Source organism: Pseudomonas sp. VD-NE ins (assembly GCF_031882575.1).
GTDB lineage: Bacteria > Pseudomonadota > Gammaproteobacteria > Pseudomonadales > Pseudomonadaceae > Aquipseudomonas > Aquipseudomonas fluorescens_BZ.
Genome location: NZ_CP134772.1, coordinates 416,644 through 434,719, shown reverse-complemented (window position 1 = coordinate 434,719; position 18,076 = coordinate 416,644). Strand labels below are relative to the sequence as shown.

Here is an 18,076-nt window from a genome sequence, read left to right as displayed (position 1 = left end):
GAGAGGGGACTGACCGAGTTGTCTAGCGCTCTACATCGACCTGAGAGAGCTGTGTCGATTATGGATTCAAAACAATACGTTCAGGTCGGCGTAACTCCCGAACATCCCCCAATCAGTCCCCTCTCCCCCTGGGAGAGGGTTAGGGTGAGGGCCCTTGTTGATATGAAATGCGATCCTGAGAACTCCCAGAAACAAAAAAGCCCCGACTCTCACGAGCCGGGGCTTTCGGTTGAAGCGCTACAACGACTTAGCCGTTGAACACGTCATCCACGCTTTTCAGCGGGTAGTTCTTCGGATACGGCAGGGTCGCCACACCGGTCTCGATCGCGGCTTTGGCCACAGCGTCGGAGATCAGGGTGATCAGGCGCTTGTCCATTGGCTTCGGAATGATGTACTCACGGCCGAATTCCAGCGGAGCACCGCCGTAGGCATCGCACACGTCCTGTGGAACAGGCAGTTTGGCCAGTTCACGCAGGGCGTTGGCGGCAGCCACTTTCATCTCTTCGTTGATGCGCTTGGCGCGAACGTCCAGGGCACCACGGAAGATGAACGGGAAGCCCAGTACGTTGTTGACCTGGTTCGGGTAGTCCGAACGGCCGGTGGCCATGATCACGTCGCTACGGGTAGCGTGCGCCAGCTCCGGGGAGATTTCCGGGTCCGGGTTCGAGCAGGCGAACACGATCGGGTTGGCCGCCATCGACAGCAGGCCTTCAGCGCTCAGCAGGTTCGGGCCGGACAGACCGACGAACACGTCAGCGCCTGCCAGTGCGTCAGCCAGGCTGCGCTTGTCAGTGGCGTGAGCGAATACTGCTTTGTACTGGTTCAGGTCGTCACGGCCGGAGTGGATCACGCCGGTACGGTCAACCATGAAGATGTTTTCGATGCGAGCGCCCATGCTCACCAGCAATTTCATGCAGGAGATGGCGGCAGCGCCGGCGCCCAGGCAAACAATCTTGGCTTCCGGCAGGGTTTTGCCAGCGATTTCCAGGGCGTTGATCATGCCCGCAGCGGTCACGATCGCGGTGCCGTGCTGGTCATCGTGGAATACCGGAATGTCGCACTGCTCGATCAGAGCGCGCTCGATCTCAAAGCACTCTGGTGCCTTGATGTCTTCCAGGTTGATGCCACCGAAGGTGATGGAGATGCGTTTTACGGTGTCGATGAAGGCTTGCGGGCTTTCGGAGTCGACTTCGATGTCGAAAACGTCGATGCCGGCGAAGCGCTTGAACAGTACGCCTTTACCTTCCATCACTGGCTTGGAAGCCAATGGGCCGAGGTTGCCCAGGCCGAGAATCGCGGTGCCATCGGAAATGACTGCAACCAGGTTGCCCTTGCCGGTGTATTTGTAGGCCAGTTCAGGATCGCGAGCGATCTCACGCACTGGTTCAGCTACGCCGGGGCTGTAGGCCAGCGACAAGTCGCGAGCGGTAGCAGTGGCCTTGGTGAGCTCGACACTCAGCTTCCCTGGACGAGGATTGGCATGATATTCGAGAGCGGCAGTTTTCAGATCAGACATTTTGGCATTCCGCTTTTTACTGTTGGACAGACTGGTCAGCGAGGATACGCGCCTCGCAAAGTCCCCACAAGACTGAGCGGTCACCCCTGTCAAGCGCCCTGCCCTACGACTTTGGGCCAAGAGCCACGGCGCACAAGGGCTGGACTGTTCACAATCGACAGAAAAAATGTCTACAATTTTTCTTCAGCGCGGCGTTTGCAACATTGAAGGATCCGTCAATGGAAGTAGCCAGCGCGACTGACCGGATTGCAATCCACCGCGCCGGGAACGATCAACGATCCAGCCGCGAGCCTCGATCTGCTTGCCTTTCAGGGCCTGCAAACGAGCATTGTCGAATTGTCCGACCAGATTGGGTGCAACGCGCAATACAAGCGCATCCTGCAACTCGATCCAGATTCCGCCACGATTGCGCTGAACCTTGCTCACACGCCCACTGATCACGGCGAAACCCGAGCGCTGGATCTGCTCCGCTTTCAGTACAGGCGACTGCCGCCAGAGGCCCAGCCCGGCCTTTCGCGCACTGCGTTCGGCGGCTTGCTGGCAGGCAACAAGATCGACATTCGGCGCAACGGCGACCTGGAAACCCAGGCCATCGGCGAGCATTTGCGCTTCGAGATTGGCGCCGCTGGCGCTGTAAATATGTGCGAGCGTACGCCCGTAATGATCTTTGGCTTGCTTGCCGGGCTGCAAACCGACGCGACCGCCACTGGCATCGACCAGCGCTTGCAGGCGTTTGCGTGCCGCTACTGCAAACGGTTCGTCGCTGCGGCCCTGCTTGCCCAACTCAGGCGTGTTGAGGCCGATCATCCGTACGCTGCGACCATCGCTCAGGCGCAGCGTGTCGCCATCGACCACGCGCTGCACCGTGACGCTGGCCAGTCCCACAGGCGCCGGGCAGAAGGCCTGCGCGCCGGTTAGCCAAATCGCAGACACAAAAAAGGCGCCCGCGAGGGACGCCTTTTTCAGCAACGAGGAAAAGCCCACCGGGCCCTTCAACCTTACTCTGCAGCAGCAGGTTTCTTGCCGAAAGCACCGAAACGGTCTGCGAAGCGCTGAACGCGGCCGCCAGTGTCCAGAGTCTTCTGCTTACCGGTGTAGAACGGGTGGCATTCGTTGCAAACGTCGATTGGCAGAGCTTTGCCGAAAGTCGAACGAGTTTCGAACTTGTTGCCACAGCTGCAGGTAACAGCGATGACTGGGTAATTCGGGTGGATATCAGCTTTCATGGTGTCTTCCTCAGCTAGCGTGCCGCCACCCAACACTATTGTTGAATACCGCACGTAATTAGGCCACGGATTCTACCAGACCTTTTCAAACACGCAAGCTGTCACCGAGACCGACCGTCTGCTAGGCTCCCGGCCTTGAACGCATTCCCCTGTGGAAGCGATCTTGCTCGCGAATGCGTTGTGTCAGTCAGTCTTTAAGCGCCTGATACACCGCCTTCGCGAGCAAGCTCGCTCCCACAATTGATCTGCGCTCAACCCTTCTTTTGCGTTTATAGAGATCCCCCCGCGTGCCCGACGCCATTCTGCGCCTAGCCCTGCCTTCACCCTTGCGCCGCCTGTTCGACTATCGAGCCCCGGCCGGCGTGCTGCGTGAACAATTGCAGCCGGGCATGCGCCTGCGGGTGCCGTTCGGTCGGCGCGAGATGATCGGGATTCTGGTCGAGGTCACTGACACCAGTGAAGTGCCGGTGGAGAAACTCAAACCGGCGCTGGCCCTGCTCGATGCCACAGCGCCGCTGCCACCAGCGCTGTTCAAGCTGTGCCTGTGGACGTCGCAGTATTATCAGCACAGCCTCGGCGACACCTTGAGCTGGGCGCTGCCAGTACTGCTGCGCCAAGGCGAACTGGCCGAGGCCCGGCAGGAGCGTTTCTGGTCGATCACACCCGGCGCCAGCCTTGATGATCCGCGCATCGCCCGCGCCCCGCGCCAGCGCGAAGCACTCGCGACGCTGGCCCAGCACCCGCATGGCGTCGCCCATCAGTTGCTGAGCAAACTGATGCTCAGCAAGGACAGCCTCGATCTGTTGCTGGCGAAAAATCTGGTGCAGGTGGAAATCCGCCGCCACGCACCGGGCGCGCGTCACGAACACTGGCTGGCGCAACCGGAATTGCCGCTCAACGCCGAGCAACGCGCTGCCTACGAGGCGATCCGCGCCGGGTTCGACAGCTATCATGCGTTCCTGCTGGCCGGGGTCACCGGCAGCGGCAAGACCGAAGTCTATTTGCAACTGATCCGCGAAACCCTCGAGGCCGGTAAACAGGCGCTGGTGCTGATCCCGGAAATCAACCTCGGCCCGCAGACCCTGGCGCGCTTCGAGCAGCGCTTCAATGCGCGCATCGCCCTGCTGCATTCGGCGGTCAATGACCGCGAGCGCCTGGACGCTTGGCTCGCGGCACGCGATGGCGAAGCCGACATTATTATCGGCACGCGTTCGGCGCTGTTCACACCGATGAAAAATCCCGGGCTGATCATCATCGATGAAGAACACGACGGCTCTTATAAACAGCAAGAAGGTTTGCGCTACCACGCCCGTGATCTGGCGCTGGTGCGAGCGCGGCAGGAAAACATTCCGATCGTCCTCGGTTCCGCCACGCCATCGCTGGAAAGCCTGCACAACGCCTACACCGGTCGTTACGGCCTCCTTCGCCTGAATGAGCGTGCCGGTGGCGCAAAGCAGCCACGTTTCCTACGCCTCGATGTAAAAAGTCGTCCGCTGGACAGCGGGATTTCCGGGCCGATGCAACAAGCCATCGGCCAGACCCTCGCCAATGGCCAACAGGTGCTGGTGTTCCTCAACCGTCGCGGTTTCGCGCCGACGTTGCTGTGCCACGATTGCGGCTGGATGTCCGAATGTTCGCGCTGCGATGCGCGGATGACCGTGCACCAGCGTTACGGTGAACTGCGCTGCCACCACTGCGGCTACGTCGAGCGCACGCCGCGCCAGTGCCCGAAGTGCAACAAGGTCGATTTGCGACCGGTGGGCGCCGGCACCGAGCGCGCGGAAGAACGTCTGGCGATTCTGTTTCCCGACTATCCGGTGCTGCGCGTCGACCGTGACAGTACTTCGCGCAAAGACGCGATGAATCAGCTGTTCGCGACGATTCAGAAGGGCCAGCCGTGCATTCTGGTCGGCACGCAGATGTTGGCCAAGGGTCACCATTTTCCACGGGTGACGCTGGTGTCGATTCTGGATGCCGACGGCGGGCTGTTCTCCGGTGACTTCCGCGCCAGCGAGCGCATGGCGCAGTTGATCGTTCAAGTGGCCGGGCGCGCCGGGCGAGCGGAAGAGCCGGGCAAGGTGATTATTCAGACGCACCTCGCCGACCATCCTTTATTGGTACAACTGACCGAGCAAGGTTATTTCGCCTTCGCCGAGCAAGCCTTGAGCGAGCGCCGGGCCGCCGGGCTGCCGCCGTTTGCGCACCTGGCGCTGCTGCGTGCCGAAGCGCACAAGCCGGGGCAAGCTGAAGGTTTTCTCGATGAAGCGTGCAGCGAGGCTGAACGGTTGCTGGCTGAGCAAAATTTGACCGGCATCGAATTGCTCGGGCCAGTGCCGGCACCGATGGAACGCCGCGCCGGGCGCTATCGCGCGCAGTTGTTGTTGCAGGCGACGGCGCGGGCGCCGCTGCATCGGTTGCTGGCCAGTTGGTTGCTGGTGCTGGAGCAAATGCCGAGTGGGCGGGCGGTGCGCTGGTCCCTGGATGTCGATCCCGTCGATTTGTATTGAAGATCAAAAGATCGCAGCCTTCGGCAGCTCCTACAGGAAAACCCGGATCCCCGTGTAGGAGCTGCCGCAGGCTGTGATCTTTTGCTTTTAATGTCACCACATATCCACATCCTGCCTGCTAAGGTTGGCAAGCCCGTCTTCGCAACGGATAATGCCCAGTTTTTCCACCCGCGCATCGATGCGCCCGCCGCGCTTGCGGTCGAAAGAGAAGACCATGAAAGACACCATTCGCCAGCTGATCCAACAAGCCCTCACCCAACTCGTCAACGAAGGTGTGTTGCCTGAAGGCCTGTCGCCGGCGATCCAGGTGGAGAACGCCCGCGACAAGACCCACGGCGACTTCGCCAGCAACATCGCGATGATGCTGGCCAAGCCTGCGGGCATGAAGCCGCGCGATCTGGCGGAAAAAATCATCGCCGCGCTGCCGGCCGACGAGAACGTCACCAAGGCCGAAATCGCTGGCCCGGGCTTCATCAACTTCTTCCAGAACACCCAGGCGCTGGCCTCGCGTCTCGACGCTGCACTGGCGGACGTCCATGTTGGCGTACGCAAGGCCGGTCCGGCGCAACGCACCGTGGTCGATCTGTCGGCGCCGAACCTGGCCAAGGAGATGCACGTCGGCCATTTGCGCTCGACCATCATTGGTGACGGCGTGGCCCGCGTACTCGAATTCCTTGGCGACGAAGTGATCCGTCAGAACCACGTCGGCGACTGGGGCACCCAGTTCGGCATGCTGATGGCCTACTTGCAAGAAAACCCGATCACCAGCGATGAGCTGTCTGACCTGGAGAACTTCTACCGCGCCGCCAAGCAGCGTTTCGACGAATCCGCAGAGTTTGCCGACCGCGCCCGTGGTCTGGTGGTCAAGCTGCAGGCCGGCGACGCCGAGTGCCTGGCGCTGTGGACCAAGTTCAAGGACATCTCGCTGTCGCACTGCCAGAAGATCTACGAACTGCTCAACGTCAAACTGACCATGGCCGACGTGATGGGCGAAAGCGCCTACAACGACGACCTGATCAATGTGGTCAACGACCTGAAAGCGGCCGGCATGCTGGTCGAGAGCAACGGCGCACAGTGCGTGTTCCTCGACGAGTTCAAGAACGCCGACGGCGATCCACTGCCGGTAATCATCGTCAAGGCTGACGGCGGCTACCTGTACGCCACCACTGACCTCGCCGCCGTGCGCTACCGCAGTGGCAAGCTGAAAGCCGATCGCGCGCTGTACTTCGTCGACCAGCGTCAGGCCCTGCACTTCCAGCAAGTGTTCGCCGTGGCGCGCAAGGCCGGCTTCGTCACCCATCCGATGGAAATGGAGCACATGGGCTTCGGCACCATGAACGGCGCCGACGGCCGTCCGTTCAAGACCCGTGACGGCGGCACCGTGAAGCTGATCGACCTGCTGACCGAAGCGCAGGAACGTGCCTACAACCTGGTCAAAGAAAAGAACCCGGAACTGGCCGAAGACGAACTGCGCAACATCGCCAAAGTCGTCGGCATCGGCGCGGTGAAATACGCCGACCTGTCGAAGCACCGCACCAGCGACTACAGCTTCAACTTCGACCTGATGCTGAATTTCGAAGGCAACACCGCACCGTACCTGCTGTATGCCTACACCCGTGTGGCCGGTGTGTTCCGCAAACTGGGCAAGGACTTCAGCGAAGTCGATGGCCAGATCGTTCTCGAGGCGGAACACGAACTGGAGCTGGCGGCGAAACTGGCGCAGTTCGGCGAAGTGCTGAACAACGTGTCCGACAAAGGCACGCCGCACATTCTCTGCACTTATCTGTACGACGTTGCCGGTCTGTTCTCCAGCTTCTACGAGAACTGCCCGATCCTCGCTGCCGAAACGCCAGCCCAGATGCAGAGCCGTCTGCGCCTGGCCGCGCTGACCGGTCGCACCCTCAAGCAAGGCCTGGAGCTGTTGGGTCTGGAAACTCTGGAGCGTATGTAAGTTGGCTGCCAAGAAAAAACCTGCACCCAAGCGTGGCGCCAGCCGTTACCAAGCTCCTGCGAAGCAACCGATTCCGGGTTGGCTGTGGATGGCCATCGGCCTGACGGTCGGCGCATTCATCGTGTTTCTGATGAAGCTGGAGCCGGGCAAGGGTAGCGACACGGTCAAGCGTGAGAAGGTCGAACAGGCGCAACAACAGAAAGCGTCGAAGATCGCCGAGGCCAACAAGACCCCGCCGAGCCCGACGCAACCGGTGAAGCCGAAGTACGACTTCTACACCCTGTTGCCGGAATCGGAAGTGATCGTGCCGCCGGACGCGGTGCCGGAGAAGACCTTGCCGACGCCACAAGTGCCGGCCATTCCGACTACGCCAGTGACACCGGCGGAAGCGGCGAAGATCGACACCGCGCGCGCTCAGGCCGCGCTGGCCGGGATTACCCCGCCGCCAGCGCCACCAGTGAGCAAAGCCGCGCCGGTGACCAAGTTCTTCCTGCAGGCGGGTTCGTTCCGCAAGGAAACCGATGCCGACAAGGTCCGCGCGCAGATCATTCTGCTCGGCCAGGCGGTCGCGGTTGAGTCCGGCACAGTGAAGGATGAAACCTGGTATCGCGTGTTGGTCGGCCCGTTCAGCAACCGCGAACAGCTGACTACTGCGCAAAAACAACTGGCCGGCGCCGGCTTCAGTAACCTGTTGTTACAACAACGCCAAAGCCGCTGATTCCACCAGTAGTACCGCGTCATCGTTCATTCGTCGGAACGCCGCCCGGAGCAAGCTCGCTCCCACAGGATATGCGCTTTCCCTGTGGTAGCGAGCCTGCTCGCGAAGGCAATGTTTGCAACACCACATATGCCTGATCAGTCCTCGCCGTTCGTCCCTCCGCACCCTCCCCGGTTGAAATCCTCTCCAGCACCCCCATATGAATGGGCATAAGGCACTTTCGCCCCGCTGTGTGGAGACTCTTCCCTTGACCACCATCGTTTCAGTCCGCCGTCACGGCAAAGTCGTCATGGGCGGCGACGGCCAGGTTTCTCTCGGCAATACCGTGATGAAAGGCAACGCGAAAAAAGTCCGTCGCCTGTACCACGGCCAGGTCATCGCCGGTTTTGCCGGTGCCACCGCCGACGCCTTTACCCTCTTCGAACGTTTCGAAGGCCAGCTTGAAAAACATCAGGGCCACCTGGTGCGCGCCGCTGTCGAACTCGCCAAAGAATGGCGCACCGACCGCTCCCTGAGCCGCCTCGAAGCCATGCTCGCGGTCGCCAACAAAGACGCCTCGCTGATCATCACCGGCAACGGTGACGTGGTCGAACCCGAAGATGGCCTGATCGCCATGGGTTCCGGCGGCGGCTACGCGCAAGCCGCGGCCAGCGCCCTGTTGAAAAAGACCGACCTGTCGGCCCGCGAAATCGTCGAAACCGCCCTTGGCATCGCCGGCGACATCTGTGTATTCACCAACCACACTCAGACCATTGAGGAGCAGGATCTCGCCGAATAAGCCTGTCTTGGCCACCGTGCCACGGCTTGTTTGTGCTTGAGGACCGCCAACTACTATGTCCATGACTCCCCGCGAAATCGTCCACGAACTCAACCGCCATATCATCGGCCAGGACGATGCCAAGCGCGCCGTCGCGATTGCCCTGCGCAACCGCTGGCGCCGCATGCAGCTGCCTGAAGAGCTGCGCGTTGAAGTGACCCCGAAGAACATCCTGATGATCGGCCCGACCGGTGTCGGTAAAACCGAGATCGCCCGTCGTCTGGCGAAACTGGCTAACGCGCCGTTCATCAAGGTCGAAGCGACCAAGTTCACCGAAGTCGGCTACGTTGGCCGTGACGTCGAATCGATCATCCGTGATCTGGCCGACGCCGCGATCAAGATGCTCCGTGAGCAGGAAATGACCCGCGTTCGCCATCGCGCTGAAGATGCTGCCGAGGATCGTATCCTCGACGCACTGCTGCCGCCGGCCCGCATGGGCTTCAGCAATGAAGAAGCGCCGAGCAGCGATTCCAACACTCGTCAGCTGTTCCGCAAGCGCCTGCGCGAAGGTCAGCTGGATGACAAGGAAATCGAGATCGAAGTCGCCGAAGTGGCCGGCATCGAAATCGCCACGCCGCCCGGCATGGAAGAAATGACCAACCAGTTGCAGTCGCTGTTCGCCAACATGGGCAAGGGCAAGAAGAAGGCGCGCAAGCTCAAGGTCAAAGAAGCGCTGAAACTGGTGCGCGACGAAGAAGCCGGGCGTCTCGTCAATGAAGAAGAGCTGAAGGCGAAAGCGCTGGAAGCGGTTGAACAGCACGGCATCGTGTTCATCGACGAGATCGACAAAGTCGCCAAGCGCGGTAACGTCGGCGGCGCCGATGTCTCCCGTGAAGGCGTACAGCGCGACCTGCTGCCGCTGATCGAAGGCTGCACCGTCAACACCAAGCTGGGCATGGTCAAGACTGACCACATCCTGTTTATCGCGTCCGGTGCGTTCCACCTGAGCAAGCCGAGCGATCTGGTGCCTGAGCTGCAAGGTCGTCTGCCGATCCGTGTCGAACTCAAAGCCCTGAGCCCGTCGGACTTCGAACGCATCCTCAGCGAACCGCACGCTTCGCTCACCGAGCAATATTGCGCGCTGCTGAAAACCGAAGGCCTGAACATCCAGTTCCAGCCCGAAGGCATCAAGCGTCTGGCGGAGATCGCCTGGCAGGTCAACGAGAAAACCGAGAACATCGGTGCCCGTCGTCTGCACACCCTGCTTGAGCGTCTGCTTGAAGAGGTGTCGTTCAGTGCCGGCGATCTGGCCAGCACCCACGATGAGAAGCCGATTCTGATCGACGCCGAATACGTCAACAGCCACCTCGGCGAATTGGCGCAGAACGAAGACCTGTCCCGCTACATTCTGTAGAGCGGCAAGCTCCGAGCTGCAAGCGACAAGATGCGGGCTGAGTTAAGCTTGCAGCTTGTTGCTTGCCGCTCAGGGCTGTTTTTATGATTCCCACCGACATCAAACTGCACAAAGCCTCGAAAACCCTGACGCTCACCTACGCGTCCGGCGAGGAATACACCCTGCCCGCCGAATTTCTGCGCGTGCATTCCCCCTCCGCCGAGGTTCAGGGCCACGGCAAACCGATCCTGCAATTCGGCAAGCTCAACGTCGGCCTGAGCAAGCTGGAACCGGCCGGTCACTACGCACTGAAACTGACCTTCGACGACGGTCACGACAGCGGCTTGTTCACCTGGGATTATCTCTACGAGCTGGGGCGACGTTATGACGCACTCTGGGCCGATTATCTGGCCGAGCTCAAAGCCGCCGGAAAAACCCGGGACCCGAGTGAGTCGATCGTCAAGCTGATGCTCTAGCCCGAGCGTTGCGCTCATTAGAGGGCATTTTCTAAATTCATCTGTTTGAATGCTCTGCTGTGTGGCCGAGGATCGGCCTGCTTGCGAAAAAAATTAAACTCGGGTAACCAATGGAGCTGGCAAGTTCCCTGCAGTGCTCTACGACTGTAAAGCAGCTATGCAGAATTAACGGTCACCCGAGCAGTAGTACCTGGCATTGGCTGTGGAACTGCACAGCAGAAAACCGGGTACTCGTCTCAGGACAATGGAGCGTCGTAGATGAGTAACAAGAATAACGATGACCTGAAGTACCAAGCCTCGGAAAACACCCTGGGGCTTAATCCCGTCGTTGGGCTACGCGGAAAGGATCTGCTGGCCTCTGCTCGCATGGTGCTGAAACAGGCCATCAAACAACCGATCCATAGCGTCAGGCACGTCACCCATTTCGGCCTCGAACTGAAGAACGTGCTGTTCGGCAAATCCGAACTGCAACCGGCAGGCGATGACCGTCGCTTCGCTGATCCTGCGTGGAGCCAGAACCCGCTCTACAAACGTTATCTGCAAACTTACCTGGCGTGGCGCAAGGAACTCCATGCCTGGATCGATGACAGCAGCCTGTCACCCAAGGACATCGCGCGCGGCCACTTCGTCATCAACCTGATGACCGAAGCCATGGCCCCGACCAACACTGCCGCCAACCCGGCCGCCGTGAAACGCTTCTTCGAAACCGGCGGCAAGAGTCTGCTCGACGGTCTCTCGCATCTGGCCAAGGATCTGGTGCACAACGGCGGCATGCCGAGCCAGGTCAACATGGGCGCGTTCGAGGTCGGCAAGAGCCTCGGCGTGACCGAAGGCGCGGTGGTGTTTCGCAACGACGTGCTGGAGCTGATCCAGTACAAGCCGATCACCGAGCAAGTCCACGAGCGTCCCTTGCTGGTGGTGCCGCCGCAGATCAACAAGTTCTACGTATTCGACTTGAGTCCGGACAAGAGTCTGGCGCGCTTCTGCCTGCGCAATAATGTGCAGACGTTCATCGTCAGCTGGCGCAACCCGACCAAGGCGCAGCGCGAGTGGGGCCTGTCGACCTATATCGACGCGCTGAAAGAGGCCGTCGACGTGGTCACCGCGATCACCGGCAGCAAAGACGTCAACATGCTCGGCGCCTGCTCCGGCGGCATCACCTGCACCGCCCTGCTCGGCCACTACGCGGCGATCGGCGAGAAGAAGGTCAATGCCCTCACGCTGCTGGTCAGCGTGCTCGACACGACGCTGGACAGCGACGTCGCGCTATTCGTCGATGAGCAGACCCTGGAGACCGCCAAGCGCCACTCGTATCAGGCCGGCGTGCTCGAAGGCAAAGACATGGCCAAGGTCTTCGCCTGGATGCGCCCGAACGATCTGATCTGGAACTACTGGGTCAACAACTACCTGCTCGGCAACGAGCCGCCGGTGTTCGACATCCTGTTCTGGAACAACGACACCACACGGTTGCCAGCGGCGTTCCACGGTGACCTGATCGAGATGTTCAAAAACAATCCACTGATTCGCCCGAATGCACTGGAAGTGTGCGGCACGCCGATCGACCTCAAGCAGGTCACCGCCGACATTTTCTCGCTGGCTGGCACCAACGACCACATCACGCCGTGGAAGTCCTGCTACAAGTCGGCGCAGTTGTTTGGCGGCAAGGTTGAGTTCGTGCTGTCGAGCAGCGGGCATATCCAGAGCATCCTGAACCCGCCGGGCAACCCGAAATCGCGTTACATGACCAGCGAAGAGATGGCGGCGAATGCCGATGAATGGCAAGAGAATTCGACCAAGCACACTGATTCCTGGTGGCTGTACTGGCAGACATGGCAGGCCGAGCGCTCGGGCAACCTGAAAAAGGCCCCGCTGAAACTGGGCAACAAGGCGTACCCAGCCGGAGAAGCATCGCCGGGCACTTATGTTCATGAAAGATAGCGGCAAGCCACAAGTTACGAGCCGCAAGCTGAGCAGGTTCTGCTTGAAGCTTGCTGCTTGTAGCTGCTCCACTCTAACCCGAAGGGCCTGAAGCATGCCGCAACCGTTCATATTCCGTACCGTCGATCTGGATGGCCAGACCCTCCGCACGGCGGTGCGCCCCGGCAAGCCTCACTTGACGCCCTTGCTGATTTTCAACGGCATCGGCGCCAACCTGGAGCTGGTGTTTCCGTTTGTCGCGGCGCTGGACCCGGATCTGGAAGTGATCGCTTTCGACGTGCCCGGTGTCGGCGGTTCCTCGACGCCGAACCGGCCGTATCGCTTTCCCGGGCTGGCCAAGCTGACCTCGCGCATGCTCGATTACCTCGACTACGGTCAGGTCAACGTCATCGGCGTGTCGTGGGGCGGTGCGCTCGCGCAGCAGTTCGCCTACGACTACCCCGAGCGCTGCAAGAAACTGGTGCTGGCGGCGACCGCGGCCGGTGCAGTGATGGTGCCGGGCAAACCGAAAGTGCTGTGGATGATGGCCAGTCCCCGGCGCTACATCCAGCCGTCCCATGTGATCCGCATCGCGCCGCTGATATACGGCGGCTCGTTCCGTCGCGACCCGACGCTGGCGGCCAGCCACGCGGCAAAAGTGCGTTCAGCGGGCAAGCTCGGTTATTACTGGCAACTGTTCGCCGGCCTCGGCTGGACCAGCATTCACTGGCTGCACAAGATCCATCAGCCGACGCTGGTGCTGGCCGGTGACGACGATCCGCTGATCCCGCTGATCAACATGCGCATGCTCGCCTGGCGCATTCCCAATGCCCAACTGCACATCATCGACGACGGTCATTTGTTCCTGATTACCCGTGCTGAAGCGGTGGCGCCGATCATCATGAAATTCCTTCAGGAGGAACGTCAGCGGGCGGTGATGCACCCGCATCCGACACCGCTCGGCGGTTAACCCCGGCGGCAGGCTTTATGCAGGCCTTTGGCAAAGAGTGCGCGGCAGGACGCCGCGCAGGCAGCAACCCGCAACAGCGTCTATGGTGTTCTGGTTCGGTGAGTTTGTTTTTGGCCTGAAGACGAAGGAGTGTTGAGTCATGCGCGACAAACCAGCGACGGGCGTGGTGCCCAGCCCCGCCGTGTTTATCAATGCACAAAGTGCGATCACCGGCCTGCGTGGGCGGGATTTGATTTCGACCTTGCGCAGCGTCGCCGCCCATGGCCTGCGCAATCCGATTCACAGTGCGAAGCACGCGTTGAAACTCGGCGGTCAATTGGGCCGCGTGCTGCTCGGCGAAACCCTGCACCCGACCAATCCGAACGACAGCCGTTTCACTGATCCGGCGTGGAGCCTCAATCCGTTCTACCGGCGCAGCCTGCAGGCCTATCTGGCCTGGCAAAAACAGGTCAAAAGCTGGATCGACGAAAGCAACATGAGCGATGACGATCGTGCCCGCGCGCACTTCGCCTTCACCTTGCTCAACGACGCCGTGGCGCCGTCCAACACCCTGCTCAATCCGCTGGCGGTCAAGGAGCTGTTCAACTCCGGCGGGCACAGCCTGGTGCGCGGCCTCAGCCATTTGTTCGATGACTTGCTGCACAACGACGGCCTGCCACGTCAGGTGAGCAAACAGGCTTTCGAGGTCGGCAAGACCGTCGCCACCACCACCGGCTCGGTAGTGTTTCGCAACGATCTGCTTGAGCTGATCCAGTACCGACCGATGAGCGAAAAGCAGTACGCCAAGCCGCTGTTGGTGGTGCCGCCGCAAATCAACAAGTACTACATTTTCGACCTGAGCCCACACAACAGCTTCGTCCAGTACGCCCTGAAGAACGGCTTGCAGACCTTCATGATCAGTTGGCGCAACCCGGATGTACGCCATCGCGAATGGGGCCTGTCGACCTACGTCGAAGCGGTGGAAGAAGCGATGAACATCTGCCGCGCGATCACCGGCGCCCGCGAGGTCAATCTGATGGGCGCTTGCGCTGGCGGGCTGACCATCGCCGCTCTGCAAGGGCATTTGCAGGCCAAACGACAACTGCGGCGGGTTTCCAGCGCAACCTATCTGGTCAGCCTGCTCGACAGTGAAATCGAAACCTCGGCGACGCTGTTCGCCGACGAACAAACCCTCGAAGCCGCCAAGCGCCGCTCGTATCAAAAGGGCGTGCTCGACGGTCGCGACATGGCCAAGGTCTTCGCCTGGATGCGCCCCAACGATTTGATCTGGAGCTACTTCGTCAACAATTACCTGCTGGGCAAAGAGCCGCCGGCCTTCGACATCCTCTACTGGAACAACGACAACACCCGTCTGCCGGCGGCATTTCACGGTGACCTGCTGGACTTCTTCAAGCACAACCCGCTGACCCATCCGGGTGGTCTGGAGGTCTGCGGCACGCCGATCGATCTGCAGAAAGTCACTGTCGACAGCTTCAGCGTCGCCGGCATGAATGACCACATCACGCCGTGGGATGCGGTGTATCGCTCGACCCTGCTACTCGGTGGCGAGCGGCGCTTCGTGCTGTCCAACAGCGGCCATGTGCAGAGCATCCTCAACCCGCCGAGCAACCCGAAAGCCGCCTACGTCGAGAACGCCAAGATGAGCAGCGACCCGCGTGCCTGGTACTACGACGGCAAGCACGTTGACGGCAGTTGGTGGCCGCAGTGGCTGGTATGGATTCAACAGCGCTCCGGCGCCCAGCACGACACCTCGTTCACCCTCGGTAACCCGAACTATCCACCGATGGAGGCCGCACCCGGTACCTACGTGCGCGTGCGCTGACGCTTAACCGAACTTTTCTAAGAAGACTGGATGAAAACCCGCGACCGGATTCTCGAATGTGCTTTGCAACTGTTCAACGAAAAGGGCGAGCCGAACGTCTCCACCATGGAGGTGGCCAACGAAATGGGCATCAGCCCGGGCAACCTTTACTACCACTTCCACGGCAAGGAACCGCTGATTCTCGGGTTGTTCGAACGTTTCCAGAATGAACTGGCGCCACTGCTCGATCCGCCGGCGGATGTGGAACTGGCGCCGGAAGATTACTGGCTGTTTTTGCATTTGATCGTCGAGCGGCTGGCGCAGTACCGCTTTCTGTTTCAGGACCTGTCGAACCTCGCCGGGCGGTTGCCGAAGCTGGCCAAGGGCATTCGTCATCTGCTCAATGCGTTGAAGCGTACGCTGGCATCGCTGTTGGCACGGTTGAAGGCTGGGGGTCAGTTGGTCAGTGATACGCAGGCGTTGGGGCAACTGGTGGAGCAGATCACCATGACGCTGCTGTTTTCGCTGGATTATCAGCGGATTCTTGATCGTGAGGGGGAAGTGAGGCTGGTGGTTTATCAGATCATGATGCTGGTGGCGCCGCATTTGCTGCCGCCGGTTAAGGTCGCCACCGAACGCATGGCCCTGCAATACCTCGAAGATCACGAGTGAATCAAGAGCCCCTCACCCTAGCCCTCTCCCGGAGGGAGAGGGGACTGATTGGGGGATGCTGATGAGCTACGCCGACCTGAAATTTCTCTGTTGAATCCATAATCGACTCGGTTTTTCAGGTCGATGCATGACGCAAGACATTGCGGTCTGCCCCCTCTCCCTCTGGGAGAGGGCTGGGGTGAGGGGCGGCCTTGAAATGCACAAACAAAAACGCCCGACCTTCGCAGGCCGGGCGCTTTATTTTGCCCTGAAAAATCAGGACTGACTGGTTGGCGTCGACGGCGTCGATGCAACAGTCGGGGTAGCCACCGGAGTCGGTGCTGCGGCGGAGTTCGACGCACTTACCGGAGCTGCCGGGGTAGCCGGTTTGGCTGCAGCAGGTGCAGCCGGTTTCGGCGCAGCGGCTTTCGGCGCGGCCGGTTTTTTCACTGCCGGTTTTTTCGCCGCAGCCGGTTTGGCTGCAGGCTTGGCAGCCGGTTTGGCGGCAGCGGTTTTCGCGGCTGGCTTGGCGGCTGGTTTCGCTGCCGTTTTGGCCGCAGGTTTTGCTGCCGGTTTCGCAGCGGCTTTAGCGGCAACCGGTTTGGCTGCGGCTTTGGCTGCTGGCTTGGCGGCAGCGGTTTTCGCAGCCGGTTTAGCCGCGGCTTTTGCAGCAGGTTTAGCTGCTGCTTTGGCCAGCGGCTTGGCAGCAGACTTGGTCGCTGGTTTGGCCGCAGCCGTTTTCGCTGCCGGTTTTGCCGCAGCGGTTTTCGCAGCCACCGGTTGGGTTTTCAGACCGGTGAGTTTTTCGATCTGCTTGGTCAAGGTTTCCACCTTGCTATGCAGTGCTTTGACCTCATTGCGGCTCGGTACACCCAGGCGCGAGATTGCGCTGTTCAGGCGCTTGTCGAAAGCCCCTTCCAGCTCGTCCCACTTGCCCAGTGCGCGATCTTTCACGCCGCTGATGCGCGACTTGGCCGAAGAAGCGGAATCCTTGGCAGCATCGACTTTTTTGCCGACTGCGGACTTGGTGAGCTTCTCGGCTTTCTCGCCGTCTTTGACCAATGTATCGAAGAGCTTGCTGCCGTCAGTGTCGATCTTCGAGTACACGCCTAAACCAGCCAGCCAGATTTTGCGGGAGTAGTCTTCGACTTTCCCGATCCACGAGCTGCCTTCTTTATCGGTGTTCTTTTTACCAGCCATCCCGTTCTCCTTAAGATTTACGCGCGACGCGTTCGAGCAATGCCGTCAGCTCATCGAGCTTAGCAGAGAGTGTCTCAACGTCATGTTTAGACGGAATGCCGATACGATTCAAGGCGCTTGCGACACGGGAGTCGAACGCCTTCTCGACCTTGTCGAGTTGCACTTCGACACGACCTTTGAAAGAACTCACTTCGCTCTTGGCTTCATCGATCTCGGCGTTGGCCGCTTCGAGTTTTTCGGTGACGGCTTTTTTGCCTTTCTTTTCAACAGTTTGACCAGCCTTGATCAACTCTTGAAAGTAGTCGCTGCCCTCTTGGCCGACCTTGGCGTAGGCACCCAGGCCTGCCAGCCAGATCTTGCGGGCATAGGATTTGACGTCGCTCAGAGCAGAAGTCGAAGCGTCGATTTTTTTCTTCAAAATAACTTTGGCCATGGTGCACCTCACGCGCAGAAGGTTTGAGGAACTGCCCGCGAAAGTGTCGGGCTCTGGCACAAAGTAGGCAGAAAAATTAGAAACGGCACCCTAACAACTGACATGAATCGGTGGTGCCTGAATGAAAAGATCGCAGCCTTCGGCAGCTCCTACAGGGGAATGTGTTCGTCTGTAGGAGCTGCCGAAGGCTGCGATCTTTTGATGTTCAAACCAGGGCTTTGTCGAGGGCTTTTTCGATTTCGGCTTTGATCATGCCGCTCATGGCCGACATCATGATGCCCAGTTCCACGTCGACCTTGATCGAATCGTCCGTCACATGCACCGCGCCTTTCACGCCCGAGCGTTTGAGGTTCAGGGTGTCGCCCGACCATTGCGGCTCCAGGCCGTATTGATCGGAGAGTTTCTGCGCCAGCTTGTCGGCCTTCTCGCGGGCGGCTTCCTTACCCAGGTTGTGGGCACGCTCAACAGTGATTTTGGCCATTGATTGACTCCTGCTTTTTGAATGGGGCGAAAAAGATGTGTCGGTAAATCTTGACCGCCGCTGCGGCAAATCGTCCCGA

The 18,076-nt window shown here is 60.1% G+C and carries 17 protein-coding genes; 10 read left to right on the top strand and 7 right to left on the bottom strand.

What is annotated here, in order from left to right:
* Positions 1-247: 247 nt before the first annotated feature.
* From RMV17_RS01875 to rpmE, 3 genes are all read right to left on the bottom strand, one after another.
* Positions 248-1,516, bottom strand: coding sequence for a malic enzyme-like NAD(P)-binding protein (locus RMV17_RS01875; RefSeq protein ID WP_064117089.1), 1,269 nt, complete (start codon positions 1,514-1,516; stop codon positions 248-250).
* Positions 1,517-1,699: 183 nt separating this feature from the next.
* The gene (locus tag RMV17_RS01870) at positions 1,700-2,500 is read right to left on the bottom strand and encodes a thermonuclease family protein (RefSeq protein ID WP_311885142.1); all 801 of its coding nucleotides are present in this window, start codon (positions 2,498-2,500) and stop codon (positions 1,700-1,702) included.
* Between the two features lie 14 nt (positions 2,501-2,514).
* Positions 2,515-2,742 carry a 50S ribosomal protein L31 gene (rpmE, locus tag RMV17_RS01865; RefSeq protein ID WP_016984589.1) on the bottom strand — a complete coding sequence of 76 codons (228 nt, stop codon included), beginning with the start codon at positions 2,740-2,742 and terminating at the stop codon, positions 2,515-2,517.
* A gap of 287 nt (positions 2,743-3,029) precedes the next feature.
* On the opposite strand from rpmE, the gene RMV17_RS01860 reads away from it, so the two are divergent.
* Positions 3,030-5,249, top strand: coding sequence for a primosomal protein N' (locus RMV17_RS01860; protein ID WP_311885138.1), 2,220 nt, complete (start codon positions 3,030-3,032; stop codon positions 5,247-5,249).
* Between the two features lie 93 nt (positions 5,250-5,342).
* On the opposite strand, the gene RMV17_RS01855 is transcribed toward RMV17_RS01860, so the two are convergent.
* A complete protein-coding gene (locus tag RMV17_RS01855) occupies positions 5,343-5,465 on the bottom strand; it encodes a hypothetical protein (RefSeq protein WP_016772057.1) in 123 nt (40 codons plus the stop codon).
* On the opposite strand from RMV17_RS01855, the gene argS reads away from it, so the two are divergent.
* The 9 genes from argS to RMV17_RS01810 all read left to right on the top strand — a co-directional run bounded on the left by argS (position 5,464) and on the right by RMV17_RS01810 (position 15,904).
* The gene (gene argS, locus RMV17_RS01850) at positions 5,464-7,200 is read left to right on the top strand and encodes an arginine--tRNA ligase (RefSeq protein WP_311885136.1); all 1,737 of its coding nucleotides are present in this window, start codon (positions 5,464-5,466) and stop codon (positions 7,198-7,200) included. The genes RMV17_RS01855 and argS overlap by 2 nt on opposite strands.
* Before the next feature lies 1 nt (position 7,201).
* Entirely contained in the window at positions 7,202-7,918 is a 717-nt protein-coding gene (locus tag RMV17_RS01845; RefSeq protein WP_007909385.1) for an SPOR domain-containing protein, read from the top strand.
* A gap of 247 nt (positions 7,919-8,165) precedes the next feature.
* Positions 8,166-8,696: an ATP-dependent protease subunit HslV gene (gene hslV, locus RMV17_RS01840; protein WP_016984593.1), complete on the top strand. Its 531-nt coding sequence runs from the start codon at positions 8,166-8,168 to the stop codon at positions 8,694-8,696.
* 55 nt (positions 8,697-8,751) lie between these two features.
* Positions 8,752-10,089, top strand: a complete 1,338-nt coding sequence (hslU, locus tag RMV17_RS01835; RefSeq protein WP_064388878.1) for an ATP-dependent protease ATPase subunit HslU — start codon at positions 8,752-8,754, stop codon at positions 10,087-10,089.
* Positions 10,090-10,172: 83 nt separating this feature from the next.
* The gene (locus RMV17_RS01830) at positions 10,173-10,544 is read left to right on the top strand and encodes a gamma-butyrobetaine hydroxylase-like domain-containing protein (protein WP_108224330.1); all 372 of its coding nucleotides are present in this window, start codon (positions 10,173-10,175) and stop codon (positions 10,542-10,544) included.
* 258 nt (positions 10,545-10,802) lie between these two features.
* On the top strand, positions 10,803-12,482 hold the full coding sequence (gene phaC, locus RMV17_RS01825; RefSeq protein WP_034152966.1) for a class II poly(R)-hydroxyalkanoic acid synthase: 1,680 nt from the start codon (positions 10,803-10,805) through the stop codon (positions 12,480-12,482).
* 94 nt (positions 12,483-12,576) lie between these two features.
* The gene (gene phaZ, locus RMV17_RS01820; protein WP_034152967.1) at positions 12,577-13,431 is read left to right on the top strand and encodes a poly(3-hydroxyalkanoate) depolymerase; all 855 of its coding nucleotides are present in this window, start codon (positions 12,577-12,579) and stop codon (positions 13,429-13,431) included.
* A 139-nt stretch (positions 13,432-13,570) separates the two neighbouring features.
* Positions 13,571-15,253, top strand: a complete 1,683-nt coding sequence (gene phaC / locus RMV17_RS01815; RefSeq protein WP_311885126.1) for a class II poly(R)-hydroxyalkanoic acid synthase — start codon at positions 13,571-13,573, stop codon at positions 15,251-15,253.
* Between the two features lie 30 nt (positions 15,254-15,283).
* Positions 15,284-15,904 (top strand): TetR/AcrR family transcriptional regulator, encoded by a 621-nt coding sequence (locus RMV17_RS01810; RefSeq protein ID WP_064388882.1) that lies wholly within the window; start codon positions 15,284-15,286, stop codon positions 15,902-15,904.
* Positions 15,905-16,159: 255 nt separating this feature from the next.
* On the opposite strand, the gene RMV17_RS01805 is transcribed toward RMV17_RS01810, so the two are convergent.
* From RMV17_RS01805 to RMV17_RS01795, 3 genes are all read right to left on the bottom strand, one after another.
* Positions 16,160-17,083, bottom strand: coding sequence for a phasin family protein (locus RMV17_RS01805; RefSeq protein WP_311885123.1), 924 nt, complete (start codon positions 17,081-17,083; stop codon positions 16,160-16,162).
* Positions 17,084-17,093: 10 nt separating this feature from the next.
* Positions 17,094-17,516, bottom strand: a complete 423-nt coding sequence (locus RMV17_RS01800) for a phasin family protein (RefSeq protein ID WP_034152971.1) — start codon at positions 17,514-17,516, stop codon at positions 17,094-17,096.
* 205 nt (positions 17,517-17,721) lie between these two features.
* Complete coding sequence (locus RMV17_RS01795; RefSeq protein WP_034152972.1) at positions 17,722-17,997, bottom strand: polyhydroxyalkanoic acid system family protein; 276 nt, start codon at positions 17,995-17,997, stop codon at positions 17,722-17,724.
* Between the last annotated feature and the right edge of the window lie 79 nt (positions 17,998-18,076).

Coding starts and splice junctions, on each gene's coding strand:
- RMV17_RS01875 (WP_064117089.1), bottom strand. CDS start 1,516: ATGTCTGATCTGAAAACTGCCGCTCTCGAATATCATGCCAATCCTCGT.
- rpmE (WP_016984589.1), bottom strand. CDS start 2,742: ATGAAAGCTGATATCCACCCGAATTACCCAGTCATCGCTGTTACCTGC.
- argS (WP_311885136.1), top strand. CDS start 5,464: ATGAAAGACACCATTCGCCAGCTGATCCAACAAGCCCTCACCCAACTC.
- RMV17_RS01855 (WP_016772057.1), bottom strand. CDS start 5,465: ATGGTCTTCTCTTTCGACCGCAAGCGCGGCGGGCGCATCGATGCGCGG.
- hslU (WP_064388878.1), top strand. CDS start 8,752: ATGTCCATGACTCCCCGCGAAATCGTCCACGAACTCAACCGCCATATC.
- RMV17_RS01830 (WP_108224330.1), top strand. CDS start 10,173: ATGATTCCCACCGACATCAAACTGCACAAAGCCTCGAAAACCCTGACG.
- phaC (WP_034152966.1), top strand. CDS start 10,803: ATGAGTAACAAGAATAACGATGACCTGAAGTACCAAGCCTCGGAAAAC.
- phaZ (WP_034152967.1), top strand. CDS start 12,577: ATGCCGCAACCGTTCATATTCCGTACCGTCGATCTGGATGGCCAGACC.
- phaC (WP_311885126.1), top strand. CDS start 13,571: ATGCGCGACAAACCAGCGACGGGCGTGGTGCCCAGCCCCGCCGTGTTT.
- RMV17_RS01810 (WP_064388882.1), top strand. CDS start 15,284: ATGAAAACCCGCGACCGGATTCTCGAATGTGCTTTGCAACTGTTCAAC.
- RMV17_RS01805 (WP_311885123.1), bottom strand. CDS start 17,083: ATGGCTGGTAAAAAGAACACCGATAAAGAAGGCAGCTCGTGGATCGGG.
- RMV17_RS01800 (WP_034152971.1), bottom strand. CDS start 17,516: ATGGCCAAAGTTATTTTGAAGAAAAAAATCGACGCTTCGACTTCTGCT.
- RMV17_RS01795 (WP_034152972.1), bottom strand. CDS start 17,997: ATGGCCAAAATCACTGTTGAGCGTGCCCACAACCTGGGTAAGGAAGCC.